Source organism: Gordonia sp. VNK1 (genome assembly GCF_040049135.1).
Lineage (GTDB): Bacteria > Actinomycetota > Actinomycetes > Mycobacteriales > Mycobacteriaceae > Gordonia > Gordonia oleivorans.
In genome coordinates, this window is sequence record NZ_JBDZDJ010000012.1 from 57367 (window position 1) to 71788 (window position 14422).

The following is a 14422-nucleotide window of genomic DNA, read 5'->3' on the forward strand; positions in this document are numbered from 1 at the left end:
CCCGCCGCATCGGAGATGTCGGTCAACGACATGATCGCCGCGACACCGCTGGGACCCATCCTCGACCGGCCGGTCGGCGAGGTGCTCGCCGGGCTGGGACTGCCGCCACTGCCCCAGTTGCCGTCACTTCCGCCGATGCCCGGTCTACCACCGCTGCCCGTCATCGACGTGGGTCAGCTCGTCAAACCCATCGTCGATCTGCTCGGGGGCTTCGGTACCGGCGACCTGTCGGCGGCCGAGTTCGACCCCACCACGATCTTCGACGGACTGTCGACGGTCCTCGAGACGTCGATGTCGATGGCCCAGGCGGCGATGAAGATCGGGGACCAACTCTGGAGCGGTCAGGCGTCGATGTCGGCGATCGCGAAGACGGGGGAGGCCGGAGTCGACGGTGGGCGCCTGGCCACCCAGGGCACCGGGATGTCGATCGACATCCAGGCCGCCGCGGGCATCGTCGCGGCCGGTGTCGCGGCGCTGCAGGCGGTCCTGGTCGCCACCATCGGCCGGATCACCGCCGCGGTGGCGTTGTCGGGTCCCGCCGCGCTGCCGGTGGCGGTGTCGCTGGCCGGGGCCGGGCTCGCCGAGGCGTCCGCGGTCGTGGCCGCCACGCGCGCCCAATTGCTGGCACCCACAACGCATATGACGGTCAACGGTGCACCCGTCCCGGTGACCGGGGCACCCGCGGTGACCGCGGGATCGTCGCCGTCTCCGTTCGCGATGGCGGGCACGGTTCTCGATGCCCTGTCGCCGCTGGTGTCCACCGCGGGGCAGGTCCCGTCCATGGTGGCCGCACCGCTTCGGCAGGCGCTGACCGCGGCCGGCCCCGCGATGCGGCCCGCGGCGTATGAGACCACGACCACGACGGCCGGCGCCCCCGTCGGCGGACGAGGCGCCGAGGCCGGCCGCACGATGACGGCGGGCGGCGGAAGCGCGCCGAACGGCGGTGGATCGGGCGGCGGTGGTGTCGGTGTCCCGGCGGTGCCGTTGGGCGCGGCCCGGCCGTCGGTACCGACGATGGTCGGCGCCACCGAGCCGGCCGCCTTCTCCCCGGGATCGGCCGTGCGAACCGCGGCGGTGGCGAGTGCACCGATGCCCGCCTCGATGGCGCCGCTGGCGGCGGCCGGCGCGGCCCGCGGAGCTGGCGTGTCCGGCGATCCGCACGACATCCCCGACTATCTGGTCACCGAGGACAACGGGGTGCGGGTGGTCGGCCTGGTGCCCGACGTGGCACCGCCGGTGCTCGGCGCCGACGCGGAGGCCGAGACCGAACCCGGCCCCGACATCCGTCTGCAACTCGGTCTGGACCTCCCACGGTCCTGATGGCCGTCATCCCTCGTTCCCTCGAACCCGCCCCCGATCCCCTGGAGTCCTCATGTCATCTCGGTTCCTCGCCATCGATCCATCCGAAGTGGCCTCCGCTGCAGCCGATCTCGACCGGATCGCACAGCGATTGACCGATGCGCTCGGAATGGCGCGACCAGTCACCGCGGTGACCGCGCCGGCGCGTGACGAGGTGTCGGTGGGCACCGCCGCGGCGGCCTCGGAACTCGGGACGCAGTTCGGCGTCGACGCCGCCTCGGGAATCCACGAGTTACGCAAGATCGCCGCGGTGCTGCGCGCTGCGGCCTCCGGCATGGACGCCGCCGACGATGCGAACGCGGCCGGGTTCCGATGACCGGATTCACCGGAGTCATCTGGGATGCGCGGACTCCTCGGCGCCTCGCCGACGATCTCGGTGCCGGACCGGGCGCCGCGCCACTCCACGAGGCCGCCGCGTCCTGGCTGGCGCTTGCCGACGAATTCGGCACGGCGGCAGCGGAATACGCATCCATCGTCTCCCGGCTGCGTGAGCACTGGGAATCGGGGGCGGCGCAGCCCGCGCTGGATCACCTCGCGAGGGTCACCGGGTGGCTGGTCGAGGCCGCAGCACGTGCCACGACCACGGCGTTGACGCTCGGTGCCCAGGCCGCCGCCGTGGATGCCGCCCGCCTGGCGATGCCCGACCTCGGTGAGATCGACCTCCTCGCCTCGATCGCCGACGCCGCGCTGTCGGTGACGGCACTGACGCCCCTGGCGACCGGCGCCGCCGCCCATGCCGAGCGGGCGGTCCACGACCAACGGATGCGCGCCGCCCGGGTGATGGAGGCCTATGAGGCGGCCGGAACGCCGCTGTGCACCCGGCCACCGGAGGCCGCACCGGCGCCGATCGTGGTGTCCGATGCCGCCCTCGTCGCCGAGCGGCACCCGGCGCCGCGGCCTCCGGTCCAGGAGCATCACCACCCGAACGCCGCGAGCGCCTCCGGTGCCGGATCGCTTGCCGCAGCCATGATTCCGGCCGTCGCGGTGCCACGCGGCAACTACCACCCGGTGGTGCCGACATCGTCTCCGGTGGCACCGGTGGCGACGGCGCCGAAGGTCTCCGACGACGCGCTCGCCCCCTCCGCCGGTCTGCCGCCACCGGTGTCGCCGGCGGCGCCGACCGTCGGTGAGCGGGCCACCGTACGTACGGTCGTCGACGCCGAGACCATGCCGGCGGCCGGGGACTCCGCGGAGGTGCCGCAGACGTGGGCGGAGGTGGCGGTGGCCGCGGGGCCCGCGCCCGGCGCGCCGGATTCCCGATACATGACCCAGACGGTGACGCCGGCCGAGGGGAGCGGTCGATGATCGCGACCTCGATCCGACTCGACACCGGTGCCGCGGTCAGGCTCGCCCAGCGGTGTGGGATGACCGACTGGCCGGTGGCGATGGCGGTGTACCCGAGCGCGGACCGGATCGACGAGGCGACGGCGGCCGCAGCTCACGCCGATCGCATCCTCGAATCCTCCGGGCTGCTGGACGCGGGCCGGCCGGCCGCGTGGGTGAGCGACGCCGTCGAGGTCCTCGCAGACCCGGAGCGTGAGCTCGAGATCCGCACCGTCGCAACCGATACGGTACGCCGCGCCTGCCTCGTCCGGCGCGGCACCCTGCACACGCTCGTCATCGACGATGGTGCGCAGATGGAGCTGGGGCTCGTCGAGGCCGCCGACACCGCGCGACTCGGCGAACTGGTGAGCCGCGACGTGATACCGGCGCTACACGGGGTGTGCCCACCGCTGCGGATCGGCGATATCAGCGCTCCGGCAGACGAACTCGCACAAGTACTGCGGCATTCCGGGGACCGGGCGGCGCTGGGTTCGGCACTGGCCGGCATCGGTGCCGATCCGGCCGACACCGCGCAGCTGTGCGCGGCCCTCCTGTCGTGCCGGCGGAGAACCGAGATCGTGGCGGTCGGCAGGGCCGATCACCGCGCGGTGCACAGTCGTGGGACCGTCGGCATCGCCGACACCGAACGTGGACGAATCCTGTTCAGTCCCAACAAATCTCCTGACGGGAGCGTGTGGACCACCATCACCTCCGGGATCGATTCTCGCATCGGCCGGGCCATCGCCGGGCTGCTCGAGACCATCCCGGGCGGTGGGTGGTTTCCGTGACCTCGTCAGGTCCCGACGGGGTCACCGCCCCGACGGGAATCATTCAGTGGCACCCGCCCGGGTTGTCGCTTCGGGGGCATCGCGATGCCGGTGCCGACATCTATGAGGAGGAGCACCGATGAATCTCAATGGAGCTGTTGATCTCGACGTCGCGTCGGGAATGTCCACCGCGCAATCGGTTTCGCAGATCGTCGACGAGATGCAGGGCATCATCCGGCAGATCGCCGGCACCGCGTCGACCGGCATGGCCAGTTGGAACGGCCGGGCGTCCACCGCCTTCGACTCCACCCACTCGGACTGGAACTCGTCGGCGACGGCACTGAACCAGGCCCTCGACGACATCCGGACGCAGTTGACCGCCGGTTTCACCGGTTACGAGGACCACGACGGGGCCGCGGCGGGAGGGTTCGGCGGTCAGGGTCCGCTCAACCTGTAGACCCGCCCCGACCCCGGCACACCCATTCACCCACTCATACACATCGCATCACGACAGAAGGAGATCGACATGTCCGGAAGAATCCGATACGACTTCGGCGCCCTCGGTGACCTCGAGGGCGGTCTCGGCGCCCAGTTCAACCGCCTCGAAGACCTCGCATCGCAGCTCAAGACCCAGGTGGCCGCGCTCGACGGCAACTGGCATTCGCCAGCGGCGAAGCAGGCCTACGACCAGGCGCAACAGACCTGGGACCGGGTCTTCAGCGGGTCCCGGGAGCAGTTGCTGGGCATCCAGCGCGGCGTCACCAACGCCCGCACCGTCATGGCCGACACCGACAGCACCATCGCGCGGGGCTTCGGTGGACTCGCCTGAGGTCTGAGGGCGAAGACTCTCGATCCCGTCGCCCGGCCGGGCGACGGGATCGAGAGCGGGCGACGGCGGCCGGTCGGAGGAGGACCGCGCGCCCACCCCGGCCGCGCTCATCCCGGCTAGAGTCGGTGTGTTCATCGCCATCTGGGCATGTCCGGCAATTGGGAGGAAGTCGTGTCCGCCGAGGGGTCCAAGAAGGCCATCATCGCGGCGCTGTCGGCCAACGCCGGCATCGCCGTCGCCAAATTCGCCGGATTCGCGATCACCGGTTCGTCGTCGATGCTCGCCGAGGGTGTGCACTCGGTGGCCGACACCGCCAACCAGGGATTGCTGCTCGTCGGCCAGAATCGGGCGGGCAAACGCGCCGACAAACTGCACCCGTTCGGCTACGGCCGCAGCCGCTACTTCTACTCCTTCATCGTCGCACTGGTGATCTTCGCCCTCGGATCCCTGTTCGCCCTGTACGAGGGTGTCGAGAAGATCACCCACGCACACGATCACGGCCTGGAATCGCCACTGGTCGCCGTGATCATCCTGCTGGTCGCGATCTGCCTGGAGTCCTACAGCTTCGCCACCGCCGTGCGCGAATCCCGACCGCTGAAGGGATCGGCGAGCTGGTGGCGATTCATCCGCAACTCCCGCAATCCCGAACTGCCGGTGGTGCTGCTCGAGGACACCGGGGCGCTGATCGGTCTGGTCCTGGCCCTCGGTGGTGTCGGGTTGACCATGATCACCGGCGACGCGATCTGGGACGGCATCGGCACCGTCTGCATCGGTGTGCTGCTCGGCGTCATCGCGATCGTGCTGATCGTCGAGATGAAGAGCCTGCTGATCGGTGAGGGTGCCACCGACGAGGAGGAACGCCAGATCCTCGACGCCCTCGCCGCCGACGGCGTGGACCGGGTGATCCACATGAAGACCCAGTACCTCGGACCCGACGAACTGCTCGTGGCGGCCAAGATCGCCATGCCGCCCTCGGCGGACCTGGCCACGGTGGCCACCGCGATCGACGATGCGGAGGGACGGATTCGCGCGGCGCTACCGCAGGCGCGGATCATCTACCTCGAACCCGACATCGACCGCAGCGGTCTCGGCCAAGGGTGAGCTGCCGGGCCGACATGTCCTTGGGCCGAAGGCGAATTGCGCGCGGGTGAGCTGTCGGTCCGATAGCGTCGGGGAGATCACGTCCACACCGGCGCTCACGTGCGCCGAGGAGATGAGGAGGTCGAGCGCATGGCGAACCCGTTGACGCGCATAAAATCGGTGGAACAGTCGATGGCCGACACCGACGAGCCCGGCCACCAACTCCGCAAGAACCTCACCGCCTTCGACCTGATGGTCTTCGGCGTCTCGGTGGTGATCGGTGCCGGTATCTTCACCATCACCGCGACGACGGCGGGCAACAAGGCCGGACCCGCGATCTCGTTGTCGTTCATCATGGCCGCCATCGCGTGCGCGCTCGCCGCGCTCTGCTACGCGGAGTTCGCCTCGACGGTGCCGGTGGCCGGCTCGGCCTACACCTTCGGCTACGCCACCTTCGGGGAGTTCCTCGCCTGGATCCTCGGATGGGATCTCATCCTCGAATTCGCGGTCGGCGCATCCGTGGTGGCCAAGGGGTGGTCGTCGTATCTGGGCAGCGTCTTCGGATTCTCCGGCGGCACAGTCGATGTCGGATCGGTGACGATCGACTGGGGAGCGGTCATCATCGTCGCGGTGGTGACGACGCTGCTGGTCCTGGGTACCAAACTGTCGTCCCGGTTCAGTGCGGTCATCACCGCCATCAAGGTCGCCGTCGTCCTGCTGGTGATCGTGGTCGGGTTCTTCTACGTCAAGACCGAGAACTACAGTCCCTTCGTGCCGCCGGCCGAAACCGCCGGGGACGCACACAAATCCGTCGACTCCTCGCTGTTCTCCCTCATCACCGGCGGCGGTGAGAGTTCCTACGGCTGGTACGGCGTCCTCGCCGCGGCCTCGATCGTCTTCTTCGCCTTCATCGGATTCGACGTGGTGGCCACCACTGCCGAGGAAACCCGCAACCCGCGCAAGGACGTGCCGCGCGGCATCCTCGGGTCACTGGCGATCGTCACCGTCCTCTACGTGCTGGTGACGATCGTGGTGACCGGCATGGTCAGCTACAAGGACCTGGCCACCTCTGCCGGCGACGGGGAGCCCAAGAATCTGGCCACCGCCTTCGCCCTCAACGGCGTCACCTGGGCGGAGAAGACCATCGCGATCGGCGCACTCGCCGGTCTGACCACCGTGGTGATGGTGCTGATGCTGGGGCAGTCGCGGGTGTTGTTCGCGATGTGCCGCGACGGTCTGCTGCCGCGCGGGCTGGCCCAGACCAGCCCGCGATTCGGCACCCCGGCCCGGCTGACCATCCTGATCGGCGTGGTCGTGGCCGTCGTCGCCGGGTTCTTCCCGATCGACAAGCTCGAGGAGATGGTGAACGTCGGCACCCTGTTCGCGTTCATCGTGGTCGCCGCGGGCGTGATGATCCTGCGCGCCAAGCGACCCGATCTCGATCGCGGGTTCACCGTCCCCGGCGGACCGATCATCCCGGTGCTCGCGATCATCTCCTGCGTCTGGCTGATGCTGAATCTGACTGCGCTGACCTGGATTCGGTTCGTGGTCTGGATGGTGATCGGGGTGGCGATCTACTTCCTGTACGGCATGCGGCACTCGATGGTCGGCAAGCGGGAACGCGGCGAGGTCGACGACGAGGTCAGCCTCGACAAATCCTGACCGACGGCGCCGGTGGCGGCGCGGTCTGTGTCCGATAGCCTGATGCTCGGACAGCGCGGTGGTGCGCCGATGCGCGCGAGGGGACCACTGCACCGACAGATCTGACCATCACCGACCAGATACGCCGATACGCAAGGGGACCAGATGACCGCACTCCAGGCAGAGCACAGCAACGGAATCGACTTCAAGGTCGCCGACCTCACGCTCGCCGATTTCGGCCGCAAGGAGATCGAACTCGCCGAGCACGAGATGCCCGGACTGATGTCGCTGCGCCGGGAGTACGCCGACGTCGCACCGCTCAAGGGGGCCCGGGTCTCCGGGTCGCTGCACATGACCATCCAGACCGCGGTTCTCATCGAAACCCTGGTCTCGCTGGGCGCCGAGGTCCGGTGGGCGTCGTGCAACATCTTCTCCACCCAGGACCATGCCGCTGCCGCCGTCGTGGTCGGACCGCACGGCACCCCGGATGCGCCCGCGGGCGTTCCGGTCTTCGCGTGGAAGGGTGAGACCCTCGAGGAGTACTGGTGGGCTGCCGAGCAGATGCTCACCTGGCCCGATGAGCCGGCCAACATGATCCTCGACGACGGTGGCGACGCCACAATGCTGGTGCTGCGGGGCGCCGAGTTCGAGAAGGCCGGTGTGGTGCCCTCGGCCGACGAGAACGATTCCGCCGAGTACAAGGTGTTCCTCGACCTGCTGCGCGCGAGCTTCGAGAAGGACGCCACCAAGTGGAGCACCATCGCCGAATCGGTCAAGGGTGTCACCGAGGAGACCACCACCGGTGTGCTGCGGCTGTACCAGTTCGCCGCGGCCGGTGACCTCGCCTTCCCGGCGATCAACGTCAACGACTCGGTCACCAAGTCCAAGTTCGACAACAAGTACGGCACCCGCCACTCGCTGATCGACGGCATCAACCGCGGCACCGACGTCCTCATCGGCGGCAAGAAGGTGCTGATCTGCGGTTACGGTGACGTCGGCAAGGGCTGTGCGGAATCGCTCGCCGGCCAGGGCGCCCGCGTGCAGGTCACCGAGATCGACCCGATCAACGCCCTGCAGGCGCTGATGGACGGATTCGACGTCGTGACGGTCGAGGGTGCGATCGGCGACGCCGACATCGTCATCACCTCCACCGGCAACAAGGACATCATCCTGCTCGATCACATGAAGCAGATGAAGCATCAGGCGATCCTGGGCAACATCGGCCACTTCGACAACGAGATCGACATGGCCGGACTCGAGCGGTCCGGCGCCAAGCGGATCGTCATCAAGCCGCAGGTCGACCAGTGGATCTTCGACGACGGTCACTCGATCATCGTGCTCAGCGAAGGACGTCTGCTGAACCTGGGCAATGCGACCGGCCATCCGTCGTTCGTGATGAGCAACAGCTTCTCCAACCAGGTCATCGCGCAGATCGAACTGTGGACCAAGAACGACGAGTACGACAACGAGGTCTACCGGCTGCCCAAGCACCTCGATGAGAAGGTCGCACGCATCCACGTCGAGGCGCTCGGCGGGGAGCTGACCAAGCTCACCAAGGAGCAGGCCGAATACATCAACGTCGACGTCGAGGGCCCGTACAAGCCGGAGCACTACCGCTACTGATCGGCGCCTTCACCTTTCGATCGAGATGACGACAGCCCGGCGGATGCCCGCCGGGCTGTTGTCATCTGTAGGTCTCAGGCGGTGATGCCGGGTTCGGCGCCCGGGCAGTAATACCAGGTGGCGTCCTCACGACGGAACGTCGCCGCGTTCTGCTCCGGACTCGTCTGCTGTGAACCGAGCTCCAGGTGGGTGGTCACCGTCGACTCGGCGATGTCCCCGTTGACCGAGCGCAGGGCGAGTCGTTCCAGCACCAGCGTGCCCTGCTCGGTGGGCACCTCGACCGCGCTGCGGGCCTCCGAGCACACGGTGCCGGCGATCCGGTTGCGGTCCCGGGTGTTGAGGGCGTCGACGTAGCGCTGCATCGCGTCGCCGATCGCGTAGAGCGTGGCCTGATCCGGACTGCCCGACTGCTCCGAGGTCGTCGGGGGTTCGGTCCCGTCCGTCGGATACGACCCGCCGCCACCCTGCGGGAGGGTGGTCGTCGAGGTGGTCGGGTCGTCGGCGACGGTGGTCGAGGAGTCGCCGGTGTTCACCACGATCAGCGTCACCGCGAGCACGACGATCACCACCACGGCCAGCGCACCACCGATGATCGCGACGAGTGCGCCGGTGTTGCGCGGCGGCGGTGGGGTGCCGGGCGGGACCCCGGGACCGGGGCCCGGCACATACTGCGGTGGCGGGCCCTGCGGCGGAGCGCCGAAGGGCTGGGGTGGCGGGCCCTGCGGAGCAGCGCCATAGGGTTGTGCGGGAAACCCCTGCGAGGGTGGCCCCGGCGGGACGAATGCCGGGCCCGGCGGTGCCGCCTGCGGAGGAACCGGGGCCGCCGAACCGCCCTGGTGAGGTGCCATCGGGACCTGATGGGTCGTGGTCGGGCCGTAACCACCCGTCGGACCGGTGGGGCCGGGGGTGCCACCCTGAGATGGCGGATAGGTCATGAATCATCCTCGCGACGTGGGGTCGGCACCAGGCTATCCGACGTCGCCGCCGACCGGCCGTGACCCGTCATTCGGTGAGCAGATCACCGAGCACGGCCGGGTCGTTGTCGCTGACCAGCGTCCACGGCGACACCCACGATCCCGCCGCCAGCCGACGGTAGATCTCGTCCACCCGCACCTGCAGATCGGCATCCTTCTCATAGTGATCGCGGGGCCGGCCGGGGTCGGCGGCGGCACGGGAGGCCGCGCGATCCATGGCCACCTCGGCGGCGACACCGAGGAGCAGGGTGTGGTCGGGCCGGGGGATCGCGAACCGTTCGAACTCCAGGTCGTGCACCCAGCAGACGACCGCGCCGTCGGCGGGCTCGCGCAATCGCGCGGCGCTGTAGGCGGCATTGGACGCGACATACCGGTCGGCGACGACGACGTCGTGGGTGGCCAGCGCCTCACGGAGCTCGGCGGCGGCATCGCGGCGATCGAGGGCGAACAGCAAGGCCATCGCATACACGCTGTCCCGCAGGTCGCCGTGATCACCGTGTAGCGCCTCGGCGGCGATGTCGGCGTGCACCGATCGGTGATAGCGCGGAAAGGTCACCGTGGCGACCCGCGCACCGAGGCCGTTCCAATGGTCGAGAAGTCCGGTCACGAGTGTGTTCTTACCGGCGCCGTCGAGTCCCTCCACAGCGATCAGACGACCCAACGTGTTCTCCTCCGCGATTCTCGCCCCGACGATGCACGCCCGGCGCGTCGATCATGGCCGGACGGTCACAACAGTGTCACCATTGTCACCATGAAGCCACGGATCCTCGTCGTCGATGATGATGCCGCGCTCGCGGAGATGCTCACAATCGTGTTGCGGGGTGAGGGTTTCGAACCGTTCGTCGTCGGCGATGGGACGCAGGCGCTCACCGCGGTGCGCGAGATCCGGCCCGACCTGGTGCTGCTCGACCTCATGCTGCCGGGGATGAACGGCATCGACGTGTGCCGCGTCCTGCGCGCCGACTCGGGTGTACCGATCGTGATGCTCACCGCCAAATCCGACACCGTCGACGTGGTGCTCGGCCTCGAATCGGGTGCCGACGACTACATGGTCAAACCGTTCAAGCCGAAGGAACTCGTCGCCCGCGTGCGCGCCCGGCTGCGCCGCACCGACGAGGAGCCGGCCGAACTGCTGTCCATCGGGCCCGTCGAGATCGACGTCCCCGCCCACAAGGTCACCCGCGACGGCGTGCCGATCTCGTTGACGCCGCTCGAGTTCGACCTGCTGGTGGCGCTGGCCCGCAAGCCGCGTCAGGTGTTCACCCGCGACGTCCTGCTCGAGCAGGTGTGGGGTTACCGGCATCCGGCCGACACCAGACTCGTCAACGTGCATGTCCAGCGGTTGCGGGCAAAGGTCGAGACCGATCCGGAGAACCCGGAGGTCGTGTTGACGGTGAGGGGGGTCGGCTACAAGGCCGGCCCGCCGTGATCGGCCGCAACAGACGACGCGTCAACAGCACCTTCGGGCGACTCACCCGCTCGGCGAGTTCGCTGGCCTCGGTGTTCGGCCGGATCTGGCGTCGATCCCTGCAGTTGCGGGTCGTGGTGTCGACGTTGGTGCTGTCCGTGGTGGTGCTGCTGATCCTCGGGTTCGTCCTGATGAGTCAGATCACCGACCGGCTCCTCGACGTGAAACTCAGTGCCGCGACCGAGGAGGTCGAGCGTGCCCGCATCGCGGTGGAACGCGACCTGGCCGGTGGCGACGCCAACATGTCGGTGCAGAACCGGCTACGGCAGACGCGGTCGCTGCTGACCGACCGTGACGCCGACAGCCCGCAGACCATGGGAAATGTCGGCACCTTCGACACCGTGCTGATCGTGCCCGGGCCCGACGGCGCGGTCACCGGCGTCGGCCCGATCACCGAGATCCCGAGCAATCTGCGTGACATGGTGGCCGGCGGGCAGATCGCGTATCAGTACTCGTCGGTGCCGGCCGCCGGTGGCGGGACACAGCCCGCGTTGATCATCGGCACGCCGACCAATGCGTCGGTGCCGGGACTCGAGTTGTATCTGGTCTTCCCGCTCACCACCGAGGACAACACCGTCGCCCTGGTGCGCGGCACCCTGCTCACCGGCGGTCTGGTGTTGTTGGGGCTGCTCGCGGCCATCGCGTGGCTGGTGTCGCGGCAGGTCGTCATCCCGGTGCGGTCGGCGTCCCGGATCGCGGTGCGGTTCGCCGACGGCCGGCTCAAGGAACGCATGCCCGTCCGCGGTGAGGACGACATGGCACGACTGGCCATGTCGTTCAACGACATGGCCGAGAGTCTGTCCAAGCAGATCACCCACCTCGAGGAATTCGGCGGCCTGCAACGCCAGTTCACCTCCGACGTCAGCCACGAACTGCGCACGCCGCTGACGACGGTGCGGATGGCCAGCGATGTGCTCTACGAGGGCCGCGACGAACTCGACCCGGTGCGCCGGCGGTCGGTGGAACTGCTCGACAAGGAACTCGACCGGTTCGAGACGCTGCTGAACGAACTGCTCGAGATCTCGCGTCACGACGCGGGCATGGCCGAACTCGCCGCCGAACGCATGGACATGGCGATCCCCATCGATGCGGCGTTGGCGACCGTCAGCCACCTCGCCGACGAGACCGGCACCGAACTGGTCCTCGATCTCCCGGCCGAACCCGTCCTCGCCGAGATCGATCCCCGACGCGTCGAACGGATCCTGCGCAATCTGCTGGCCAACGCCATCGACCACGGCGAACGCCGCCCGGTGACGCTGACCATGCGCTCCGACGGCGACGCGGTGGCGATCACCGTCCGTGATCAGGGCATCGGCCTGCGCCCGGGAGAGGAGAAACTCGTCTTCAACAGGTTCTGGCGGTCGGATCCGTCCCGGTTCCGACGATCCGGCGGTACCGGTCTCGGATTGGCGATCAGCATCGAGGACGCCCGACTGCATCAGGGACGACTCGAGGCGTGGGGTGAACCGGGGCAGGGCTCCTGCTTCCGTCTCACCCTGCCGCTGGTGCGGGGGCACAAGGTGCTGGGCAGCCCGCTGCCGCTCAAGCCGGTGGGGTCGGGCAAGGCATCGCGCACCGCGGCCACCACGACCGCCGGGCGTGAGGATGCCGATGACTGAGCCGATGCGACGACGGCTGATGGTGGCGGTGTGCGGCGTGGTGGCCGCGCTGACGCTCGCCGGGTGCGGGGGAGTGCCCGACGATTCCGCACCCCAACCGATCAGTTCGTTCGCACGTGAGGGCCCGACCAACTCGGTGCCCGAACCGGAGTCGGACATGGACCCGGAGGCGTTGGTCCGGGCCTTCCTCAAGGCGTCCGCGTCACCGACCGACGCGCACGCGGCCGCGCGCAAATTCCTCAGCCGTGCCTCGGCGTCACAGTGGGACGACCGCGGCGATTCGATCGTCGTCGAGAAGATCAACACCTACGTCGATCAGCGCAGCGAGACCGCCGTGCGGATGCGGCTCGTCGGCGACACCGTCGGTGTGCTGCGTCCCGACGGGCAGCTGCTGCCGTCGAGCGGGCAGGTGGAGGCCACCATCACCATGATCCGCGTCAACAATCAGTGGCGCATCGACGGCACGCTGCCCGACCAGACACTCATCGACCGGGATCAGTTCGAGGTCAGCTATCGGCAGGTGTCGGTGTACTTCACCGACCGCACCCGCACCCATCTCGTCACCGACCCGCGCTGGATGTATTCCGGACAGGACTCCGACCCGACGACGTTGATCACCACACTGATCAACGGTCCGGCCACCGATCTCGCGCCCGCGGTGGATTCGGCGTTGCCCGCCGGTGCGGCGTTACGCGGTCCGGTCACCCCGATCCCCGGTGGCGGCGTACGAATCGATCTCACCGGCATCGGCAACCCCGACGTCCGGGATCGGACCGTGCTGGCGGCCCAGCTGGTCTGGACGCTGAGCGGTGCCGAGATCGGCGGACCGTATGTGATCAACGCCGACGGTGCGCCGCTGGTCGCCGACCGCTCCGGGGGATGGCAGACGGCCGACGTCCGGTCGTTCGATCCGAACGCGATACCGACCACCGACGTCGGACTCAACATCGTCCGCGACGGCGCGCTGCTCGACGTGATCGACAACGGAACGACCCCGGTCACCGGCGAACTCGGGACTTCCCGTCTGGTGCGTGCGGCCGCGATCGCCCCCGACGGCACCCGGGTGGCCGCGGTCCTCGCGGTCGCCGGGGATCCGGCCCGGCGGGACCTCGCCATCGGCGACTACGGCGGCGACGTCGTCACCGTCACCTCCGGGACCTCGATGACCCGCCCGTCGTTCGGGTCCGGGGACAACACGGTGTGGTCGGTCGTCGACGGTCGGCCGATCGAGTGGATGCGCGACGACGGCGGTGCCACCCGCATCGTCAATGTCAACGCCGATCAGGTGACCGGCCTGGTCCGTGGCCCGATCACCGAACTGCAGATCGCCCCCGACGGTGTGCGCGCGGCGATGATCGTCGACGGACAGGTTCTGTTCGCGGTGATCGCGACCAACGACGACGGCCAACTGTCCCTCGAGCAGCCGCGGATCGCCGCGTACAACATCGGCAATCGCGCGGTGTCGCTGGACTGGGCGTCGCCGACCACGCTGGTCATCGCGCGGGATGCGACCGATTCGCCGGTGGCGCAACTGTCGATCAACGGCACCCCGGCGGTGGGATTGCTCAGCGGGAACGTGTCACCGCCGGTCACCGCGGTGGTGGCGAATTCGTCGACGGTCTACATCGCCGACCAGCGTGGCGTGCTGCGCCTGGGCAGCACCAACGGCCAGGCCGACGAGTACTGGACCGAGGTCGAACCGGCGATGACGCCGGGCACGATCCCGGTGATCCCCTGAC

Annotated in this window: 14 protein-coding genes; 12 read left to right on the plus strand and 2 right to left on the minus strand. The window is 68.9% G+C overall.

Features of this window, described 5'->3' with window-relative positions:
• Positions 1-15: 15 nt before the first annotated feature.
• From ABLE94_RS15760 to ahcY, 9 genes are all read left to right on the plus strand, one after another.
• Positions 16-1320: a hypothetical protein gene (locus ABLE94_RS15760; RefSeq protein ID WP_348804582.1), complete on the plus strand. Its 1305-nt coding sequence runs from the start codon at positions 16-18 to the stop codon at positions 1318-1320.
• Positions 1321-1372: 52 nt separating this feature from the next.
• On the plus strand, positions 1373-1675 hold the full coding sequence (locus ABLE94_RS15765) for a PE family protein (RefSeq protein ID WP_348809223.1): 303 nt from the start codon (positions 1373-1375) through the stop codon (positions 1673-1675).
• The gene (locus ABLE94_RS15770) at positions 1672-2664 is read left to right on the plus strand and encodes a PPE domain-containing protein (RefSeq protein ID WP_348804497.1); all 993 of its coding nucleotides are present in this window, start codon (positions 1672-1674) and stop codon (positions 2662-2664) included. The genes ABLE94_RS15765 and ABLE94_RS15770 overlap by 4 nt, the downstream gene beginning before the upstream one ends.
• Positions 2661-3470 (plus strand): ESX secretion-associated protein EspG, encoded by an 810-nt coding sequence (locus ABLE94_RS15775; RefSeq protein ID WP_348809224.1) that lies wholly within the window; start codon positions 2661-2663, stop codon positions 3468-3470. Before ABLE94_RS15770 ends, ABLE94_RS15775 begins: the two co-directional genes overlap by 4 nt.
• A gap of 118 nt (positions 3471-3588) precedes the next feature.
• Positions 3589-3906 (plus strand): WXG100 family type VII secretion target, encoded by a 318-nt coding sequence (locus ABLE94_RS15780; RefSeq protein ID WP_348809225.1) that lies wholly within the window; start codon positions 3589-3591, stop codon positions 3904-3906.
• Positions 3907-3975: 69 nt separating this feature from the next.
• Complete coding sequence (locus tag ABLE94_RS15785) at positions 3976-4278, plus strand: WXG100 family type VII secretion target (protein ID WP_348804494.1); 303 nt, start codon at positions 3976-3978, stop codon at positions 4276-4278.
• Between the two features lie 171 nt (positions 4279-4449).
• Positions 4450-5379, plus strand: coding sequence for a cation diffusion facilitator family transporter (locus ABLE94_RS15790; protein ID WP_348809269.1), 930 nt, complete (start codon positions 4450-4452; stop codon positions 5377-5379).
• Positions 5380-5508: 129 nt separating this feature from the next.
• Positions 5509-7020, plus strand: a complete 1512-nt coding sequence (locus ABLE94_RS15795) for an APC family permease (protein WP_348809226.1) — start codon at positions 5509-5511, stop codon at positions 7018-7020.
• Between the two features lie 144 nt (positions 7021-7164).
• Positions 7165-8622, plus strand: coding sequence for an adenosylhomocysteinase (gene ahcY / locus ABLE94_RS15800; protein WP_348809227.1), 1458 nt, complete (start codon positions 7165-7167; stop codon positions 8620-8622).
• Between the two features lie 74 nt (positions 8623-8696).
• Here the strand turns inward: ahcY and ABLE94_RS15805 are convergent, their stop codons facing one another.
• A complete protein-coding gene (locus tag ABLE94_RS15805; protein ID WP_348809228.1) occupies positions 8697-9557 on the minus strand; it encodes a hypothetical protein in 861 nt (286 codons plus the stop codon).
• A gap of 67 nt (positions 9558-9624) precedes the next feature.
• Positions 9625-10257, minus strand: a complete 633-nt coding sequence (locus ABLE94_RS15810; RefSeq protein ID WP_348809229.1) for a dTMP kinase — start codon at positions 10255-10257, stop codon at positions 9625-9627.
• A gap of 81 nt (positions 10258-10338) precedes the next feature.
• On the opposite strand from ABLE94_RS15810, the gene mtrA reads away from it, so the two are divergent.
• The 3 genes from mtrA to lpqB are packed head-to-tail and all read left to right on the plus strand — an operon-like array spanning position 10339 to position 14421.
• Complete coding sequence (gene mtrA, locus ABLE94_RS15815; RefSeq protein WP_348804580.1) at positions 10339-11025, plus strand: MtrAB system response regulator MtrA; 687 nt, start codon at positions 10339-10341, stop codon at positions 11023-11025.
• On the plus strand, positions 11022-12683 hold the full coding sequence (gene mtrB, locus ABLE94_RS15820; RefSeq protein ID WP_348809230.1) for an MtrAB system histidine kinase MtrB: 1662 nt from the start codon (positions 11022-11024) through the stop codon (positions 12681-12683). The genes mtrA and mtrB overlap by 4 nt, the downstream gene beginning before the upstream one ends.
• Positions 12676-14421, plus strand: coding sequence for an MtrAB system accessory lipoprotein LpqB (gene lpqB, locus ABLE94_RS15825; RefSeq protein ID WP_348809231.1), 1746 nt, complete (start codon positions 12676-12678; stop codon positions 14419-14421). The genes mtrB and lpqB overlap by 8 nt, the downstream gene beginning before the upstream one ends.
• The last annotated feature ends 1 nt before the right edge of the window (position 14422 follow it).

Coding starts and splice junctions, on each gene's coding strand:
- ABLE94_RS15780 (WP_348809225.1), top strand. CDS start 3,589: ATGAATCTCAATGGAGCTGTTGATCTCGACGTCGCGTCGGGAATGTCC.
- ABLE94_RS15785 (WP_348804494.1), top strand. CDS start 3,976: ATGTCCGGAAGAATCCGATACGACTTCGGCGCCCTCGGTGACCTCGAG.
- lpqB (WP_348809231.1), top strand. CDS start 12,676: ATGACTGAGCCGATGCGACGACGGCTGATGGTGGCGGTGTGCGGCGTG.
- ahcY (WP_348809227.1), top strand. CDS start 7,165: ATGACCGCACTCCAGGCAGAGCACAGCAACGGAATCGACTTCAAGGTC.
- ABLE94_RS15795 (WP_348809226.1), top strand. CDS start 5,509: ATGGCGAACCCGTTGACGCGCATAAAATCGGTGGAACAGTCGATGGCC.
- ABLE94_RS15765 (WP_348809223.1), top strand. CDS start 1,373: ATGTCATCTCGGTTCCTCGCCATCGATCCATCCGAAGTGGCCTCCGCT.
- ABLE94_RS15775 (WP_348809224.1), top strand. CDS start 2,661: ATGATCGCGACCTCGATCCGACTCGACACCGGTGCCGCGGTCAGGCTC.
- ABLE94_RS15805 (WP_348809228.1), bottom strand. CDS start 9,557: ATGACCTATCCGCCATCTCAGGGTGGCACCCCCGGCCCCACCGGTCCG.
- ABLE94_RS15760 (WP_348804582.1), top strand. CDS start 16: ATGTCGGTCAACGACATGATCGCCGCGACACCGCTGGGACCCATCCTC.
- ABLE94_RS15770 (WP_348804497.1), top strand. CDS start 1,672: ATGACCGGATTCACCGGAGTCATCTGGGATGCGCGGACTCCTCGGCGC.